Below are 15,358 nucleotides of genomic sequence, written 5' to 3'. Positions count from 1 at the left end.
GCGGGGCCTCGACCGTCACGCCGTCGCACTCCACCACGAGGGTGCCCTCGAGGACGTAGTTGAACTCGTCGTGCGGGTGCCGGTCGACCCACTCCTGGGCCGTGAGCTCCCACTCGATCAACGCGACCGACCGCCAGCCCCGCGGATCGGGGGCGACGAAGCGGTGGCTGCGGCAGGACCCGTCGCGGGCGGCGGGCGGATGCAGGATCGGGGGCACGGCGGATCCTTCCGGTGGGGCGGCGCCGCTCCACCGGAGCGACCGTCGTCGCCGAGGTCTACCCGTGCCGGCGCTACTCCATCCAGATGATGATCATGTCGGCGACGCAGGCGGGGCGGTCCGAGCCCTCCAGTTCGACGACGGCGCGGAAGGTCACCTTGGCCCCGCCCGGCACCGGGTCGGCGCCGACCACGCTGACGGCGGCGCGGACGCGGGAGCCGGCGGGGACAGGGGCGGTGAAGCGGACCTTGTCGAAGCCGTAGTTGAGGCCGAAGGTCGCGGAGGGAACCGTGGCGACCTCACCGATCATGGTGGGAACCAGCGACAACGTCAGCATGCCGTGCGCGATCGTGGTGCCGTAGGGCCCGTCGGCGGCGCGCGAGCGGTCGACGTGGATCCACTGGTGGTCGTCCGTCGCGTCGGCGAAGGTGTCGATCCGCGGCTGCTCGACCACGCGCCAGGAGCTGTGGCCCAGCTCGGTGCCGGGGGCCACGGCGAGCAGGTCGGGGACGGCGGCGAAGGCGGTCAGGGCACTCAGCTCCTCGGACGGTCGGGCGCGACGACGGCGAGCGCCTCGCGCAGCGCCGCGGCCAGCTCGACGGGGTGGTCGATCATCAGGTGGTGGTGGGCGCCGGGGACGTCGAACTGCGGCACCGGGCGCCCGGTCAGCGCGGCGAGGTCGGCCCCCGCCGAGGGCGGGACCAGCACCGACAGCTCGCCGCGGACGACGGCGACGGGGCCGGGCAGGTCGGGCAGCCGCGTGCACATGCCCGGCCTGCCGACCGCGCCGAAGATCAGCGGGTCGACCTTCCAGGCGTAGCCGCCCGGCACCGGCCGCACCGAGCCCTCGGCGATCGCGCGCAGCACGCCCGGATCGGCCTCCGGCTGCGGCGGGGTGAGCCGGAACCGGGCGGCCACCTCGTCGAGGTCGGCGAAGATCCGCGTGGCCCGCGGCGGGCGCCACTCCGGGGCCTCGGCCGGGGAGCCGTCGACGACGATCGAGTCGACGAGCACCGTGCCGGCCGAGGCGGCCGGGTCGAGCACCGCCGCCCCGGCCACCACGAGCCCGCCGACGCTGTGCCCGACCAGCACCGCCGGCCCGCCGAAGGCCTCCCGGACGACGGCCAGGACGTCGCCGGACCAGGAGTCCAGGTCGTACACGGCGCGTCGCCCGGAGTCGCCGTGCCCGGCGAGGTCCATGCTCACCACGGCGAACCGCTCCGGCAGCGCGGGCAGCAGGTGCTCCCACCAGCCCGCGTGCGCGGACGTCCCGTGGACCAGCACCAGCGGTACCGTGCCGGGACCGGGCCGGCGGCGGTAGGCGATCGGCACCCCGTCGGCCGCGGTGGCGGTCGCCGGGCCGAGGACGGCGGTCATCCGGCGAGCGTGCCCTCCGTGTCGGCGAACTGGTCCGCGCCGAAGTAGGCCGCCTCGACGAGGTGCCGGTCGCGGAGCAGGTCGCCCGCCGCCCCGGTGAGGACGACGCGCCCGTGGTTGAGGATCACGCCCCGGTCGGCGATCGACAGCGCCAGCTCGATGTGCTGCTCGACCAGCACGAGCCCGATGCCGTCCTCCTTGGCGAGGTCCCGGATCGCCGGCAGCATCTCCTGCACGATCTTCGGCGCCAGCCCGAGGCTCATCTCGTCGATGATCAACACCTTCGGCCGGGCCAGCAGCGCCTTGGCGATGGCCAGCATCTGCTGCTCGCCGCCGGACATCAGCCCGGCGCGCCGCGAGTCCAGGTTCCGCAGCACCGGGAACCGGTCGAGGACCTGCGCCTCGCGCTCCGGGTCGGCCTTGCGGCCGGCCAGCCGCAGGTGCTCGCGGACGGTGAGGCCGTAGAAGATCCCGCGGTCGTCGGGCACCAGCAGCACCCCGGACCGGGCGATCTGGTGGGGCTTGCGCCGGCCGAGCGGGGCACCGAGCACGCGGACCTCGCCGCCGAGCAGCGGGACGAGCCCGACCATGGCGAGCAGCGACGTCGTCTTGCCGGCGCCGTTGGGCCCGAGCAGCGCGACGACCTCGCCCGGGCCGACGGACAGGGAGAGCCCGCGGATCGCCGGCACGCCGTTGTAGCCGGCGGCCAGGTCCTCGGTCTCCAGGAGCGTGTCAGGCATGGGTGGCCTCCACGGGGGCGCCCAGGTAGGCCGCCACCACCGTCGGGTCGGTCCGGGCCTCCGCCGGGGTGCCGGTGAAGATCTGCTTGCCGAACTCCAGCACCGTCACCGTGTCGCAGACGCCCAGGACCAGGGACATGTCGTGGTCGATCAGCAGCACGCCGGGGCCGGAGTCCGCAATCGACCGGATGCGGCCCGCGAAGGACTGGCTCTCCATCGAGTCCAGGCCCGCGGCGGGCTCGTCGAGCAGCAGGACCTCGGCCCCGCCCGCCAGCGCGCGGGCCACGCCGACCAGCTTCTGCTGGCCGAGCGAGAGGTCCCGGGCGAGGGTGTCCGCCACGTCCCCCAGCCCGACGACGTCGAGCGCACGGGCGACCACGTCGTCGCTCTTCTTCCGGCGCGGGACGAAGATGTCCCGCACCAGCGTGCGCCACCCTCCCGCCCGCGCCGCGACCAGCAGGTTCTCGGCGACGGACAGGTTGCCGAAGAGCTCGCCGGACTGCCAGGTCCGGGACAGCCCGGCGGTGCGCCGCTCGTGCGGGGGCAGCGCGTCGATGCGGGTGCCGTCGAGCAGGATCTCGCCCTCGCAGGCGGTGAACCCGGTGACGGCGTCGACGAAGGTCGTCTTCCCCGCGCCGTTCGGGCCGATCAGCCCGACGACCTTGCCCGGCTCCACGTCGATGGTCACCGAGTCGTTGGCGACCAGGCCGCCGTAGCGGACCGTCAGGTCGCGCGTGTGCAGTCCCTTGTCGGACACGGGCTCAGACACGGGACGGCTCCTTCGGCGCCGGCGCCTCGGGCACCGTGGACGGTGGTGGCCCCGAGCGCGAGAGTTTCCGTTTGACCCAGGCGACCTGCTCGCGGGTGGCGCCCGCGATGCCGACCGGGTTGAGCAGGGCGGTGATGATCAGGCCGAGGCCGGAGATCAGCGCGTAGTACTCGCCGAGGTCGAACACACCGCGCAGCAGCGTGTAGACGATGCCGAGCGGGCCGAGGACGCCGGCCACGATCGCGCCGCCCACGCTCGTGATGCCGCCGAGGTAGGCCACGGCGAGCACCTGGAGCCCGGCGAACACGCTGAACGACTCCGCGGACAGCTGGCCGCGGCTGAAGCCGATCAGACAGCCCGCGATGCCGGCGATGAACGCCGAGATGGCGAAGCCGATCAGCTTGGTCTTGCGGACGTCGATGCCGCTGGACGCCGCCGCGCGCTCGTTGGCGCGCACCGCGAGGAACGCCCGGCCGGTGTCGCCCGAGGCGACCCGGATGAACATCCACACGAGGATCGCGGCGATGACGAGCACCATGACGGAGAACGAGATCCGGGCCAGGTCACGGCCCTCGCGCACGCCCAGGTTGAGCCCGAACAGCGTGGCGTCCGCGATCGGGTTCCCCTCGGGCGGGCTCAGTGTGTAGTTGTTGAACACGAACCGCTCGATGGCCAGCGCCGCCGCGATCGTGACGATCGCGAGCTGCGCCCCGCGGATCCGGAAGGCGGGCAGCGCCACCAGCATGCCGAGCCCCGTCGCGACGAGCGCGCAGAGGATCAGCGAGATCGGGAACGGGATGCCCCAGTTCGTGGTGACCTTCGACAGGCAGAACCCGGCGGCGCCGGCGAACGCGCCCTGCGCCAGCGAGATCTGGCCGAGGTACCCGGTGAGCACCACGTAGGACAGCGCCAGCAACATCACGATGATCGACGTGGTGACGCCGAACCGCCACGTGCCCTGCGTGAAGGAGAGCGCCGCGACACCCACCACCAGCATGATCACGGCCGGGATCGGCTTGAACTTCGGGATGGACACGTCCGGCAGCCGGACGGTCTGCAGCGAGCCGCGGGACGGCAGCCGCTTGCCCTGCACGAACAGGATGACCATGACGACCGCGAACGGGACGACCTGGTCGAGGCCGGACTGCGCCCACTGCGGCCAGAACGGCTTGGTGATCAGCAGGTTGATCAGCGACTGGAAGGCGCCCATCAGCAGCGCGGCGACGACCACGATCGCGATCGACTCCATGCGGGCGACGAGCAGCACCGCCAGGGCCGGGACCACGAGCAGGGTGTAGTTGTCCGCGTTGAGGCCGGTCAGCGAGCTGCCCAGCATGACGGCGACCGTGCCGAGCATGATCGCGACGACCTGCGCGACGGCGGCCAGCCGGTCGGGCGAGAAGCCCATCAGCACCGCGGCGCGCTCGTTCTCCGACGCCGCACGGGTGGCGACGCCGGCGCGGGTGAAGCGCAGGTAGGCCCAGACCGCGGCGGCGAGCAGCACCATGATCGCGGCCATGACGAGCTCGCGGGTCGGGATGTCCGCGCCGAGCAGGGTGAACGAGTCCTCGGGGATCAGCGAGTCGACGTCGATGTTGTTCGGGCCGAACCGCAGCACCACCAGGGCCTGGAGGGTGATCATCACCGCGACGGACACGACCACCTGGGCCAGCACCGGGGCGTGGCGCACCGGGCGGAAGATCACGTAGTGCACGAGCAGGCCGAGCAGGAACGCCGTCGCCAGGCCGATCAGGGCGGCGACCGCGACCGGCGGGCGGCGCTCGAGCTCGATCGAGCCGATCGGGAAGACCAGCGTGCCGTCCAGCCGGAGCTGGGCGAAGACGAAGGCGCCCCACATCGCCATGGCGCCCTGGGCGAAGTTGATGATGCCGGTGGCGCGGTGCACCAGCAGGAGGCCGGTGCCGAGGCCGATGTAGATCGCACCCAGCCCCAGACCGAGGACCACGAACTGCAGGATCGTCCCCACGGGAATCCTTCCTCAGAGGGAGGGCGGATCCCCTGTGCGACAGGGGATCCGCCCGGGGCCGGCTAGGCGGCGCTCATCTTCGACGGGTCGAGGGCGATGAAGCCGTTCGGGTCGACCGGCTTCATCGAGCCGTCCGGCTGGACCTCGAAGAAGATCGCCTCGTGGCTGCAGGAGGCCGGCCGGTTCGCCCACTGCTGGCCGTCGCAGGTCACCTTCGGGCCCGCGAACGTCGGCATGTCCTTGACGTTCTTCATCGCCGTGGTGACGGTGTCGGGGTTGATCTCGCCCTGGACGCCCTTGAGGACGTTCGCCAGGTTGACCATGCCCGCGAAGGAGTACAGCGAGCGGGCGGACTGCTGGTCGCCGCGGTCGATCTCCTCCATGGAGGTGGCGAAGTCGTCCAGCTGCTGCTGGACCTCGGCCGGGGCGTTCGCCTTCGACGCCGGCACCCAGACCCGCGGCTGGACGATCGCGCCCGCGGCGTCCGCCTTCATCTCCGCGATGAACTGCGAGCAGGAGCCCGCGAAGATCGTGCCGTCGTAGCCCTGCGCGCGCAGCGCCTTGAACAGGCCGGTGCAGCCGTCCTCGGTCAGGGCGATGATGCCCGCGACGTCCGGGTTGGTGGACAGCTCGGTGGCGGCCATGACGTTGAAGTTCATGTTGTTGCCGGGCACGTAGAGCGGCGTGACGTTCATGCCGAGGTTCTTCGCCGCGGGCATGACCAGCTTGTCCACGTAGCCGTGGCTCGGCGGACCGTCGGTGACGGCCAGCGAGGCGTTCTTCTTGCCGATCTGGTCGAGGATCGTGACCATGCCCAGCGCGCTGGTCTCCAGCGGGCCGGAGAAGTAGAAGGACTGGCCCCAGGGGAGCGAGTCGACCACCGCGGTGGCGCCGAGCTCGCCGATGATCGGGATCTTGGCCGCGGTGAGCACCGGGACCGCACCGCCGACCGAGCCGTCGTAGGCGTCGAACACCGCGACGACGTTCTCGGTGACGAACTGGTTCGCGCAGTTGACCGCGGTCTCGGGGCTGCCGTCGCCGGCGCACAGGTCGATCTTCAGCGGCCTGCCGTTGATGCCGCCCAGCTTCTCGTTGACGTACCGCTCGGCCGCCTGGGCGCCGTAGCCGGTCTGCGGGTAGGCGGTGGCGCCGTCCATCGGGGCGAGGACGCCGACGACCACGGGCTCGCCCGTGAGGCCGCCGGAGGCGTCGGAGGAGCCCTCGCCGGAGCTGCAGCCGGCGAGTGCGAGGGCCACGGCCGCGGCGGACGCGACGGCGGCGAGCGTTCTCTTCATCGAGATCCATCCCTTTCGGCGGGACACGCTGGGTTCATCGGGGGAGTGCGCGGGCACGGGGGAGCGGCCCGGCGGGGGCGCCCACGTCGTCGGGGGCGCGTCCCGCCGGGCCTGCTTCCGTCGGGGGAGGAGGAGCGGGCCGGGCCGGTCAGCTGGCCAGGCCGGCGGCCTTCAGGCCGAGCGCGCGCGCCCGGTCCAGGTCGTAGTTCTTGCGGGTCACCAGGCGCTGGGCGTAGAGCCCACCGCCGGACTGGATGTTGGTCACCAGGTGCCAGCCGCCGTAGGCGTCGGCCGTGGTGTCCCGGATCGCGTGGAACAGCTTGGAGCGGTACTCGCCCGAGATCCCGCCGCCCGTGCTCATGTACTTCTCGAGGTACGGGTGCAGCGTCGGGTTCTCGAAGTCCGCCATCGACGGCGCGGTGACCACGGCCCCGCCCGCGATGTCGTGCAGGTGGCGCACCATCACGCCGAACTGCGACGCGCCCTGGTACTTGGTCACGTTCGTGAACATGTCGTCCGGGTAGTAGTAGCCCTCGGGCGTGCTGTGCGCGTTCGCGATCGCGGCCTCGAGCCCGGCCCGCAGCAGCGTCGCGTGGATCATCATCTCGTCGATCTTCTCCCGGACGTGGGAGACCTTCGCCGTGCCGTTGGCCTCGGCGATCAGGTGCGCGAGCCCGACGAGCTCGTCCGCCTGCTGCACCATGAACGAGATCCCGCCGAGGCGCTCCCACAGGCCCAGGGAGTGCGCGAACACCGCGGCGTGCTCGGTCTCGCCGTCGAGGAAGACCCGCTCGTTGGGGACGAACACGTCGTCGAAGATGCACATCGAGTCCGGCATGGACTCGTGCGACGACACCGGGTAGTCCCGCGGGTCGCCGTGCAGCGGGTGGTAGGTGGTGTTGGTGATGTGCACGCCGGGCGAGTTGACCGGGACCGCGCAGGCGATCGCGTAGTCCTCCTCGCCGGGGCGCATCGTCTTGGTCGGCATGACCATCAGGTCGTGGCCCAGCGCCGCGCCGCTGATGTGCAGCTTGGCGCCCCGGATGACCACGCCGTCGTCGCTGCGGGAGACGACCCGCACGTAGGCGTCGGGGTCCTCCTGCTTGCCCGGGTGCAGGCTGCGGTTGCCCTTGGCGTCGGTGATGCACTCGGTGATCCGGATGTCCTCCCGGCGGGCCTTCTCCACGTAGGCCTCGATGCGCGGGATGTACTGCGGGGCGGCGCCCTCGAGCCGGCCCGCCGCGACCAGGACGGTCATCAGGGACTGGTAGGTCACGTTGAGGACCAGGTCGAGCTCCATGAGCTCGGGGATCCGGTCTCGCAGCTCCTGCACGCTGCGCGGCGCGCTGACCACGGGGTTCACCGCGTCGGGGGCGGACGAGTAGTACTTGTCGTAGCCGTCCGCGACGGCGTTGAGCGGGACGGACAGGCCGGGCTCGGCGTCCATGTCCTCGATGAGCCTGCCCTGGAAGTAGACCTTCCGGCCGTCCTTGAGGGACTCCTTGTACTCCTGGCCGGTCAGCATGCGTTGGCGCTCCAGATCGTCGGCGGATGGACGACGCCGGCGGCCGGCCCAGGAGGGTCCGGCGAGTGATTGTGACGTCGTCGTCATGTGGCAATATCGACCGTGACTCCGGTCATGTCAACCACCAGTTTGCGAACGATCGGGCAGCTCGCAGGCGGTACGAAAAAGTGAGATTGACACCGACGTCACATCCGCTGCACGCTGTCGGCCGTGTACGCAGAGCAGCGTGAACCCGAGTTCGGGTGGACCGACGAGCACCGTGGGCTGCGCGAGACCGTGCGGCGTGTGCTCGCCGACCGGGCGCCCGTGGCGCGGGCCCGCGAGCTGGCCGAGGCGGGGGAGCGGCACGACCCCGCGCTGTGGTCCGAGCTCGCCGAGCAGGTCGGGTTGCAGGGGCTCGCCCTCCCCGAGCGGTACGGGGGTTTCGGCGGCACCCTGCTCGACCTCGCGATCGTCGTCGAGGAGATGGGGCGGGTGCTGTACGGCGGCCCGTTCCTGCCGACCGTCGGGCTCGCCGCCCCCGTCCTGCTCGCCGCCGACGGCGGGGAGGACGGCCCGGACGGCGGTCCGGCCGCCGAGTACCTGCCCCGGATCGCCGACGGCTCCCTGACCGCCGCCCTCGCCGTGGAGGCCTGGGGCCCGGCCGGCGAGCCCGTCGTCACGGCCACGGCCGACGCCGCCGGGCGGCTGACCGGCACCGCGCCGGTCGTCCTTGACGGCGGCGACGCCGACCTGCTCGTCGTCGCCGCCCGGGGGCCCGACGGACCGGCTCCCTACCTGGTCGAGACCGGTGCCGCGGGGCTCACCCGAACCCCGCTGGAGACCCTCGACCTCACCCGCCGCGCCGCCCGGATCACCCTCGACGGGACGCCCGCACGTGCCCTCGGCGACCCGGGCCGCGGGGCCGTGGTCCTCGCCCGGGCCCGGGCGGTGTCGTCCGTGCTGGTGTCGGCCGAGCAGGTCGGTGGGATGACCGCGGCGACCGACCTCACCGCCGAGTACGCCCGCACCCGCCGGCAGTTCGGCCGGCTCATCGGCTCCTTCCAGGGCGTCAAGCACCGGTTGGCGGACATGGCCGTCCGGCAGGAGATGGCGCACTCCGCGGCCTACTGGGCCGCCTGGCAGGAGCCCGGCACGCCGGAGTTCGCGCAGGCCGCGGCGATCGCCCGCTCCTACTGCGGCGACGCCTTCCTGCAGACCGGGCTCGATGCGATCCAGCTGCACGGCGGCATCGGCTTCACCTGGGAGCACGACGCCCACCTCTACCTCCGCCGGGCCCGCGCCGACCGGGCGCTGCTCGGCTCCCCGCAGCTGGCCAGGGCCGAGCTCGTTCCCGCGCTCGTGCCCACCGTGCCGGCGCGCTCGACCACCGAGGGGATCCCCGCATGACCGTGACAGAACCCGGCACGGAACCCGTCACCGAGCGGGTCACGCTCGCCGCCGGCGCCTCGGACGCGGAGATCATCGCCGCCGTCGAGGCGTGGCTGCGGGCCCACCTGCCCGAGGACTGGCAGGCCGCCGTCGCGCGCGGCGACCTGGCCGCCGTCGAGGCGATCCGCGAGGACCCCGAGCGCGGGCCCGCCTGGTTCGACCTGCTCGGCGACTCCGGGCTGGCCACCCCGACCTGGCCCGTCGAGCACGGCGGCCTGGGGCTGCCCGCCGATCGCGGCGCCGTCGTCACCGAGACGCTGGCGCGGTACCGGGCCGAGCGGCACAACCGGGACTTCGTCGGGCTCGTCCTGGCCGGGCACACGATCCTGGAATGGGGCAGCCCGGAGCAGAAGGCCGAGCGGCTGCCCGCGCTGCGCCGCGGCCGCGAGTTCTGGTGCCAGCTGTTCAGCGAGCCGGGCGCGGGCTCGGACCTGGCCGGGCTGTCCACGCGGGCGGTCCAGCAGGCGGACGGGACCTGGCTGGTCAACGGCCAGAAGGTCTGGAACTCCTACGCCCACCTCGCGGACTTCGGGCTGCTCATGGCCCGCACCGACCCGAGCGCGCCGAAGCACCGCGGCATCACCTACTTCCTGCTGGACATGCGCACGCCCGGCGTGGAGCCGCGGCCGCTGAAGCAGATGACCGGCAACGCCGAGTTCAACGAGACCTTCCTGACCGACGTCGTGGTCCCGGACTCCGCGCGGATCGGCCCGGTCAACCAGGGCTGGTCGGTCGCGATCACCACCCTGATGCAGGAGCGCAACGGGCTGTCCGGGCGCCCCGCCGTCGGGCCGGGGGAGGCGGACGAGTTGGTCGCCCGCGCCGTCGGGAACGGGTCCTGGGAGGACCCGGTGCTGCGGGACCGGCTGCTCGAGGCCTACGTGGAGGAGAAGGTCCTCCAGATGACGACGGTGCGCAGCTTCGTCGCCTCCGGGGACGCCGCGCCGACCGCCGAGGGCTCGATCCGCAAGCTCGCGCACTCGGTGCTCGCGGAGAAGCTCGGGGTGCTCGGCACCGATCTCGAGGCGGACGGTGCCGTGGCCTGGGACCCCGCGGAGGGGAGCGAGGCGGCGGACCGGTTCCTCGCGATGAAGACCTACTCGATCGCGGGCGGGACCTCGGAGATCCAGCGCAACATCATCGCCGAGCGGGTGCTGGGACTGCCGAAGGACCCGGATCCCGAGCGGCACCTGCCCTTCAACGAGAGGGGCCGCGGGTGACCACCGAGCCCGTCCACGTCACGACGCCGGTCGAGGGTGTGCTGCTGGTCACCCTCGATCGCCCCGAGGCCCGCAACGCCGTCAACTCCCGGCTGGCCGAGCTGGTCGCCGAGGCGATGGACCGCCTCGACTCCGATCCCGACCTGCGCGTCGGCATCCTGACCGGCGCGAACGGCACGTTCTGCTCCGGGATGGACCTCAAGGCGTTCGTCCGCGGCGAGCGGCCCTACGTCGGGGACCGCGGGTTCGCCGGGGTCACCGAGCGCGGGCCGGAGAAGCCGCTGATCGCGGCCGTCGAGGGTTACGCCCTGGCCGGCGGCTGCGAGATCGTGCTGGCCTGCGACCTGGTCGTCGCGGGGGAGGGGGCCTCGTTCGGCATCCCGGAGGCCAAGCGCGGCCTGGTCGCGGCGGGCGGCGGGCTGCTCCGGCTGCCCGAGCGCATCCCGTACCACGTGGCGATGGAGCTGGCGCTGACCGGGAACCACATGACCGCCACCCGCATGGCCGAGCTCGGCCTGGTCAACCGCCTGGTGCCGACCGGCGGGGCGCTCGACGCGGCCCTCGCGCTGGCCGGCGAGATCACCGCGAACGGTCCGCTGGCCGTCCGCATCAGCAAGAAGATCGTCGCCGAGTCGCTCGGCTGGCCCGCCGAGGAGAAGTGGGCCCGCCAGCGCGAGGTCGCCGATCCCATCTCCTCCTCGGAGGACGCCCGCGAGGGCGCGCTCGCCTTCGCGGAGAAGCGCGCGCCCGTCTGGCGCGGCAAGTAGCAGCTCGTTCCCCATCGGTTCTCGACGAGGAGATCCCATGACGGCCCCGCTCGCGTTCTCCCTGGGCGAGGCGCTCCCGCTGTCCGCGGCGCGCCACCCCGACAAGGCGGCGTTCCTGTTCCCCGACGGGACGGAGCACTCGTTCGCCCTCACCAACTCCCGGGTCAACAAGCTGGTCTCGGCGCTGCAGGCGCAGGGGATCGGGCGGGGCGACCGGCTGGCGGTGCTGGCGCTCGACTCGCACCGGTACGTCGAGATCGTGCTGGCCTGCCTCAAGCTCGGCGCGGTCTACATGCCGCTGAACTACCGGCTCATGCGGCCCGAGGTGGACGTCTTCCTCGAGCGCGGGCAGGCCGTCGCGCTGTTCCACGACGCCCGGTACGCCGACCTGCTGGCCGGCATCGCCGACCAGCACCCGTCGCTGCGGCTCGTGGTCGAGATGGAGACCGCGTTCGACGGGTTCGTGGAGACCGGGCAGGACGTCGAGCCGCCGGTCGTCTGCCAGGACCGGGACCTGCTGGGCCTGGCCTTCACCTCCGGGACGACCGGCACGCCGAAGGGTGTGCTGCAATCCCAGGGGATGATGAAGGCGATCGTCGAGCACGGGATGATCACCAACCAGCCGCGCCCGGACGACATCCGCTACGTCGCCGCCCCCGCTTTCCACGTCACCGGCATCGCCGGTCTGCTGGGCGGCGTGGCCACGGGGTTCACCTCGCTGCTGCTGCCGCAGTTCGACCCGAAGACCGTCCTCGGGTTCATGGCGGAGGACCGGATCACCGGGGCGTTCCTCGTCCCCACCATGATCAGCACGCTGCTGCAGCAGCCCGGGGTGGCCGACCACACCTACGACCGGCTGCGGCTCATCTACTACGGTGCCGCGCCGATGTCGCCCACCCTGCTGCGCCGCGCGATGGACGTCTTCGACTGCGACTTCCTGCAGCTCTTCGGCGCGGGCACCGAGGCGGGCCTGCAGGCCTTCCTCACCCCGGAGGAGCATCGGCTCGCCCTCGCCGGGCGTACCGAGCTGCTCGGCTCGATCGGGCGCCCCGGGTACGGCATCGCGCTGCGGCTGGTCGACGAGGACCTCAACGACGTGCCCGTCGGCGAGGTCGGCGAGATCGCCACCCGCAGCGACATGGTCATGGACGGCTACCTCGACATGCCGGAGGAGACCGAGCGGGCCTTCGCCGGCGGCTGGTTCCGGGCGGGCGACATGGCCTACCGGGACAAGGACGGCTACCTCTACCTGCACGGCCGCAAGAAGGACATGATCATCCGGGGTGGCGAGAACATCTACCCCGTCGAGATCGAGACGGTGCTGGCCGAGCACCCGGCGGTGGTGCAGTGCGCCGTGGTCGGGGTGCCGGACGAGCACTGGGGCGAGACCGTGCGCGCCTTCGTCACCGCGCCCTCGTGGACCGGGACGGACGAGGAGCTGGCCGCCGAGCTCGTCGAGCTGTGCCGGGGCAGGCTCGCCCGGTACAAGGTGCCCGCGGAGGTCGTCGTCCGCGAGGAGCTGCCGATGAACGCCAGCGGCAAGATCCTCAAGCGCGAGCTCAGACGGACCGGGTCGTGACTGCCCGCGCGGCGACCGCGCAGGTCACGGCCGCTAGACTCGTCCGTCCGGACGGTGGGACGCGCGGCCGGATCCCGCCTCGGGGGCCGCGATGACGGGGGGCCGGACGGCTCCGAAGGGACGGACGATGGCATCGCGCGGCGGCAGTACCCGCGGCAGGCGGGTGACCGGCGCCAGCGACCCGCAGCAGCAGCGGCGGGAGAGCGGCCCGCAGACCGACAAGGGGCAGCAGCGCCGTGACCAGCTGCTCGAGGCCGCCCACACGGTCTTCGAGCGCAAGGGGTTCGTCGACGCCCGGGTGGCCGACATCGTGGCCGAGGCCCGGGTGGCGCAGGGCACGTTCTACAGCTACTTCGACTCGAAGGACACGATCTTCCGCGAGGTCTGCGAGATCGTCGTCGAGCGGATGATGGCGGACGTGGCGGCCGCCACCGTGGTCCCGCGCGAGGCGTCGATGCGGGAGCGGATCCGGGCCGGTCTGCGCGGCTACATCGAGGTCTACCGGGAGAACGCCCGGATGATCGCGCTGATGGAGCAGGTCGGCACGTTCACCCCGGAGATGCGCGAGACGCGGCTGCACGTCCGGGAGGCCTGGCTGGCGCAGCTCGAGCGGGTGCTCAAGCGGCAGCAGGCCGACGGGATCGCCGACCCGACGCTCGACCCGTTCATGACGGTGCAGGTGCTGGGGGCGATGGCCGACCACACCTGCTACGTCTGGCTCTCCCTCGGCAAACCGTTCGAGGAGGAGGACGTGCTCGAGTCGCTCACCACGGTGTGGGCGCGCACGATCGGGGTCGACGACTCCACCTCCTGGCGCACGGCCGCCGGTACCGCCCCGGCCTGACCCGCGAGTCGCCGTGGCCCTCCGCGCGTCGGGGTTCCGGCACCGCGAGTCGGGAGTTCCGGCACCGCGAGTCGCGAGTTCCGGCACCGCGAGTCGGGAGTTCCGGCACCGCGAGTCGGGAGTTCCGGCACCGCGAGTCGGGAGTTTCGCCAGGTCCCGGGCCGGGCACTGCTCCCGCATGACCGAGCCCGCCGCCGACGCCCCGTCCGTGACCGACCTCGACCGGTTGCGCGAGGTCGAAGCCGACTGCACGGGGTGCGAGCTCTACAAGGCGGCCGGGCCGACGGTCGGAGGTGAGGGCCCGCGGAGTGCATGGCTCATGCTCGTCGGCGAGCAGCCCGGCGACCAGGAGGACAAGGCCGGCAAGCCCTTCGTCGGCCCGGCGGGGCGCGTCCTCGACCAGGCCCTCGACGAGGCCGGCATCGCCCGCGACGAGGTGTTCGTGACCAACGCGGTCAAGCACTTCCGGTTCGAGGAGCGCGGCAAGCGCCGCATCCACAAGCAGCCGACCGTGCGCCAGGTCCGGGCCTGCCGCCCGTGGCTCGACGCCGAGCTGCGGCTGGTCGGGCCGCCCGTCGTCGGGGTGCTGGGCGCGGTCGCGGCCAAGTCGCTGCTGGGCCAGGACTTCCGGATCACCGACCACCGCGGCGAGCTGCTGGAGCAGGACGGGCGCACGGTCGTGCCGACGGTGCACCCGTCGTCGATCCTGCGGTCGGACCCGAAGGAGCGGCAGGAACTGCTGGCCGCCTTCGTCGCCGACCTGAAGGTCATCGCCGGGGCGCGGCCCTAGACCTCCACGTCGACCTCGCCCACCTCGACCGCCTCGACGCTCCCGCCGGTCTGCGCGGCCAGCCAGGCGTGGAACCCCTCCGGCTCGGCGGCGGTGGCGGTGATCTCGACGTCCCGCCCGTAGGCGACGTCGGCGACCGGGTACCCGGCCGCGCGCAGGGCGTTCTCCAGCCGGCCGGCGTCGGCGTGCGGCACGGCGAGCAGGAAGCGGGTGTGCCGGACGCGGCGGAGCACCCCGACGACGTCGACCGTCTCCGACACGGCCCGGCCGTAGGCGCGCACGAGCCCGCCGGCGCCGAGCTTGACGCCGCCGAAGTAGCGGGTGACCACGGCGACGACGTCCGTGAGCTCGCGCCGCAGCAGCACCTCGAGCATCGGGACGCCCGCGGTGCCGGCGGGCTCGCCGTCGTCCGAGGAGCGCTGGACCTCGCCGGCGCGGCCGACGCGGAAGGCCGTGCAGTTGTGGGTGGCCGACCAGTGCTCGCGGCGGACGTCGGCGATCACCGCGGCGGCGGCCTCGGTGTCGGGCACCCGGACCAGGCGGCACAGGAAGCGGGAGCGCTGGATCTCGATCTCGTGCTCGCCGTCCCGGGCGATCACGAGCAGCGGGTCCGGCATTCCGGCGACGCTACCGGGCGGGGCGCCCGCTCCGCCGTCATCCCCGTTTTCGGGTACGCGCTGTGACGCCGCTCGCGTTCCGGCGGGGTTCGGTAACGATTCAGAAGATCGGCTCGTCACACCGGGCGAGGGACCGGCGACAGGCCCTCACGACGAAGAAGAATCCCGATGGGAAGGAAGAGATGACCACGTTCTGGACC

Annotated in this window: 14 protein-coding genes; 6 read left to right on the top strand and 8 right to left on the bottom strand. The window is 72.7% G+C overall.

The window, feature by feature from the left end; translation table 11 throughout:
• Positions 1–290: 290 nt before the first annotated feature.
• The 7 genes from PKE99_RS18020 to PKE99_RS17990 all read right to left on the bottom strand — a co-directional run bounded on the left by PKE99_RS18020 (position 291) and on the right by PKE99_RS17990 (position 7,910).
• Positions 291–710: a MaoC family dehydratase gene (locus tag PKE99_RS18020; RefSeq protein ID WP_269323030.1), complete on the bottom strand. Its 420-nt coding sequence runs from the start codon at positions 708–710 to the stop codon at positions 291–293.
• 41 nt (positions 711–751) lie between these two features.
• Complete coding sequence (locus PKE99_RS18015; RefSeq protein WP_051737714.1) at positions 752–1,594, bottom strand: alpha/beta fold hydrolase; 843 nt, start codon at positions 1,592–1,594, stop codon at positions 752–754.
• Positions 1,591–2,334 carry an ABC transporter ATP-binding protein gene (locus PKE99_RS18010; protein WP_037048112.1) on the bottom strand — a complete coding sequence of 248 codons (744 nt, stop codon included), beginning with the start codon at positions 2,332–2,334 and terminating at the stop codon, positions 1,591–1,593. The genes PKE99_RS18015 and PKE99_RS18010 overlap by 4 nt, the downstream gene beginning before the upstream one ends.
• Positions 2,327–3,103, bottom strand: a complete 777-nt coding sequence (locus PKE99_RS18005; protein WP_037048116.1) for an ABC transporter ATP-binding protein — start codon at positions 3,101–3,103, stop codon at positions 2,327–2,329. Before PKE99_RS18005 ends, PKE99_RS18010 begins: the two co-directional genes overlap by 8 nt.
• Positions 3,096–5,090 (bottom strand): ABC transporter permease, encoded by a 1,995-nt coding sequence (locus PKE99_RS18000; RefSeq protein ID WP_037048118.1) that lies wholly within the window; start codon positions 5,088–5,090, stop codon positions 3,096–3,098. The genes PKE99_RS18005 and PKE99_RS18000 overlap by 8 nt, the downstream gene beginning before the upstream one ends.
• 62 nt (positions 5,091–5,152) lie before the next feature.
• Positions 5,153–6,385 carry an ABC transporter substrate-binding protein gene (locus PKE99_RS17995; RefSeq protein WP_037048120.1) on the bottom strand — a complete coding sequence of 411 codons (1,233 nt, stop codon included), beginning with the start codon at positions 6,383–6,385 and terminating at the stop codon, positions 5,153–5,155.
• Positions 6,386–6,533: 148 nt separating this feature from the next.
• Positions 6,534–7,910 (bottom strand): 4-hydroxyphenylacetate 3-hydroxylase N-terminal domain-containing protein, encoded by a 1,377-nt coding sequence (locus PKE99_RS17990; RefSeq protein ID WP_037048123.1) that lies wholly within the window; start codon positions 7,908–7,910, stop codon positions 6,534–6,536.
• A gap of 210 nt (positions 7,911–8,120) precedes the next feature.
• On the opposite strand from PKE99_RS17990, the gene PKE99_RS17985 reads away from it, so the two are divergent.
• The 6 genes from PKE99_RS17985 (at position 8,121) to PKE99_RS17960 (ending at position 14,541) form a co-directional block, all read left to right on the top strand.
• The gene (locus PKE99_RS17985) at positions 8,121–9,299 is read left to right on the top strand and encodes an acyl-CoA dehydrogenase family protein (protein ID WP_051737715.1); all 1,179 of its coding nucleotides are present in this window, start codon (positions 8,121–8,123) and stop codon (positions 9,297–9,299) included.
• Positions 9,296–10,561, top strand: a complete 1,266-nt coding sequence (locus PKE99_RS17980; protein ID WP_051737716.1) for an acyl-CoA dehydrogenase family protein — start codon at positions 9,296–9,298, stop codon at positions 10,559–10,561. The genes PKE99_RS17985 and PKE99_RS17980 overlap by 4 nt, the downstream gene beginning before the upstream one ends.
• Positions 10,558–11,328 (top strand): crotonase/enoyl-CoA hydratase family protein, encoded by a 771-nt coding sequence (locus tag PKE99_RS17975; protein WP_037048126.1) that lies wholly within the window; start codon positions 10,558–10,560, stop codon positions 11,326–11,328. The genes PKE99_RS17980 and PKE99_RS17975 overlap by 4 nt, the downstream gene beginning before the upstream one ends.
• Before the next feature lie 37 nt (positions 11,329–11,365).
• Positions 11,366–12,907: a class I adenylate-forming enzyme family protein gene (locus PKE99_RS17970; protein ID WP_051737717.1), complete on the top strand. Its 1,542-nt coding sequence runs from the start codon at positions 11,366–11,368 to the stop codon at positions 12,905–12,907.
• Between the two features lie 127 nt (positions 12,908–13,034).
• Positions 13,035–13,751, top strand: a complete 717-nt coding sequence (locus PKE99_RS17965; protein ID WP_063739799.1) for a TetR/AcrR family transcriptional regulator — start codon at positions 13,035–13,037, stop codon at positions 13,749–13,751.
• Between the two features lie 178 nt (positions 13,752–13,929).
• Positions 13,930–14,541 carry a UdgX family uracil-DNA binding protein gene (locus PKE99_RS17960; RefSeq protein WP_037048128.1) on the top strand — a complete coding sequence of 204 codons (612 nt, stop codon included), beginning with the start codon at positions 13,930–13,932 and terminating at the stop codon, positions 14,539–14,541.
• On the opposite strand, the gene PKE99_RS17955 is transcribed toward PKE99_RS17960, so the two are convergent.
• Positions 14,538–15,158 (bottom strand): YigZ family protein, encoded by a 621-nt coding sequence (locus PKE99_RS17955; RefSeq protein ID WP_231498287.1) that lies wholly within the window; start codon positions 15,156–15,158, stop codon positions 14,538–14,540. The two genes, PKE99_RS17960 and PKE99_RS17955, sit on opposite strands and share 4 nt — an antisense overlap.
• Positions 15,159–15,358 lie beyond the last annotated feature (200 nt).

It is taken from the genome of Pseudonocardia halophobica, from assembly GCF_027922425.1.
Taxonomy (GTDB): Bacteria; Actinomycetota; Actinomycetes; order Mycobacteriales; family Pseudonocardiaceae; genus Pseudonocardia; species Pseudonocardia halophobica.
The sequence above is the reverse complement of the archived record's forward strand: the minus strand, read 5'-3'. Positions and strand labels throughout refer to the sequence as shown.

Coding starts and splice junctions, on each gene's coding strand:
- PKE99_RS18015 (WP_051737714.1), bottom strand. CDS start 1,594: ATGACCGCCGTCCTCGGCCCGGCGACCGCCACCGCGGCCGACGGGGTG.
- PKE99_RS18010 (WP_037048112.1), bottom strand. CDS start 2,334: ATGCCTGACACGCTCCTGGAGACCGAGGACCTGGCCGCCGGCTACAAC.
- PKE99_RS17995 (WP_037048120.1), bottom strand. CDS start 6,385: ATGAAGAGAACGCTCGCCGCCGTCGCGTCCGCCGCGGCCGTGGCCCTC.
- PKE99_RS17990 (WP_037048123.1), bottom strand. CDS start 7,910: ATGCTGACCGGCCAGGAGTACAAGGAGTCCCTCAAGGACGGCCGGAAG.
- PKE99_RS17980 (WP_051737716.1), top strand. CDS start 9,296: ATGACCGTGACAGAACCCGGCACGGAACCCGTCACCGAGCGGGTCACG.
- PKE99_RS17970 (WP_051737717.1), top strand. CDS start 11,366: ATGACGGCCCCGCTCGCGTTCTCCCTGGGCGAGGCGCTCCCGCTGTCC.
- PKE99_RS17965 (WP_063739799.1), top strand. CDS start 13,035: ATGGCATCGCGCGGCGGCAGTACCCGCGGCAGGCGGGTGACCGGCGCC.
- PKE99_RS17960 (WP_037048128.1), top strand. CDS start 13,930: ATGACCGAGCCCGCCGCCGACGCCCCGTCCGTGACCGACCTCGACCGG.
- PKE99_RS17955 (WP_231498287.1), bottom strand. CDS start 15,158: ATGCCGGACCCGCTGCTCGTGATCGCCCGGGACGGCGAGCACGAGATC.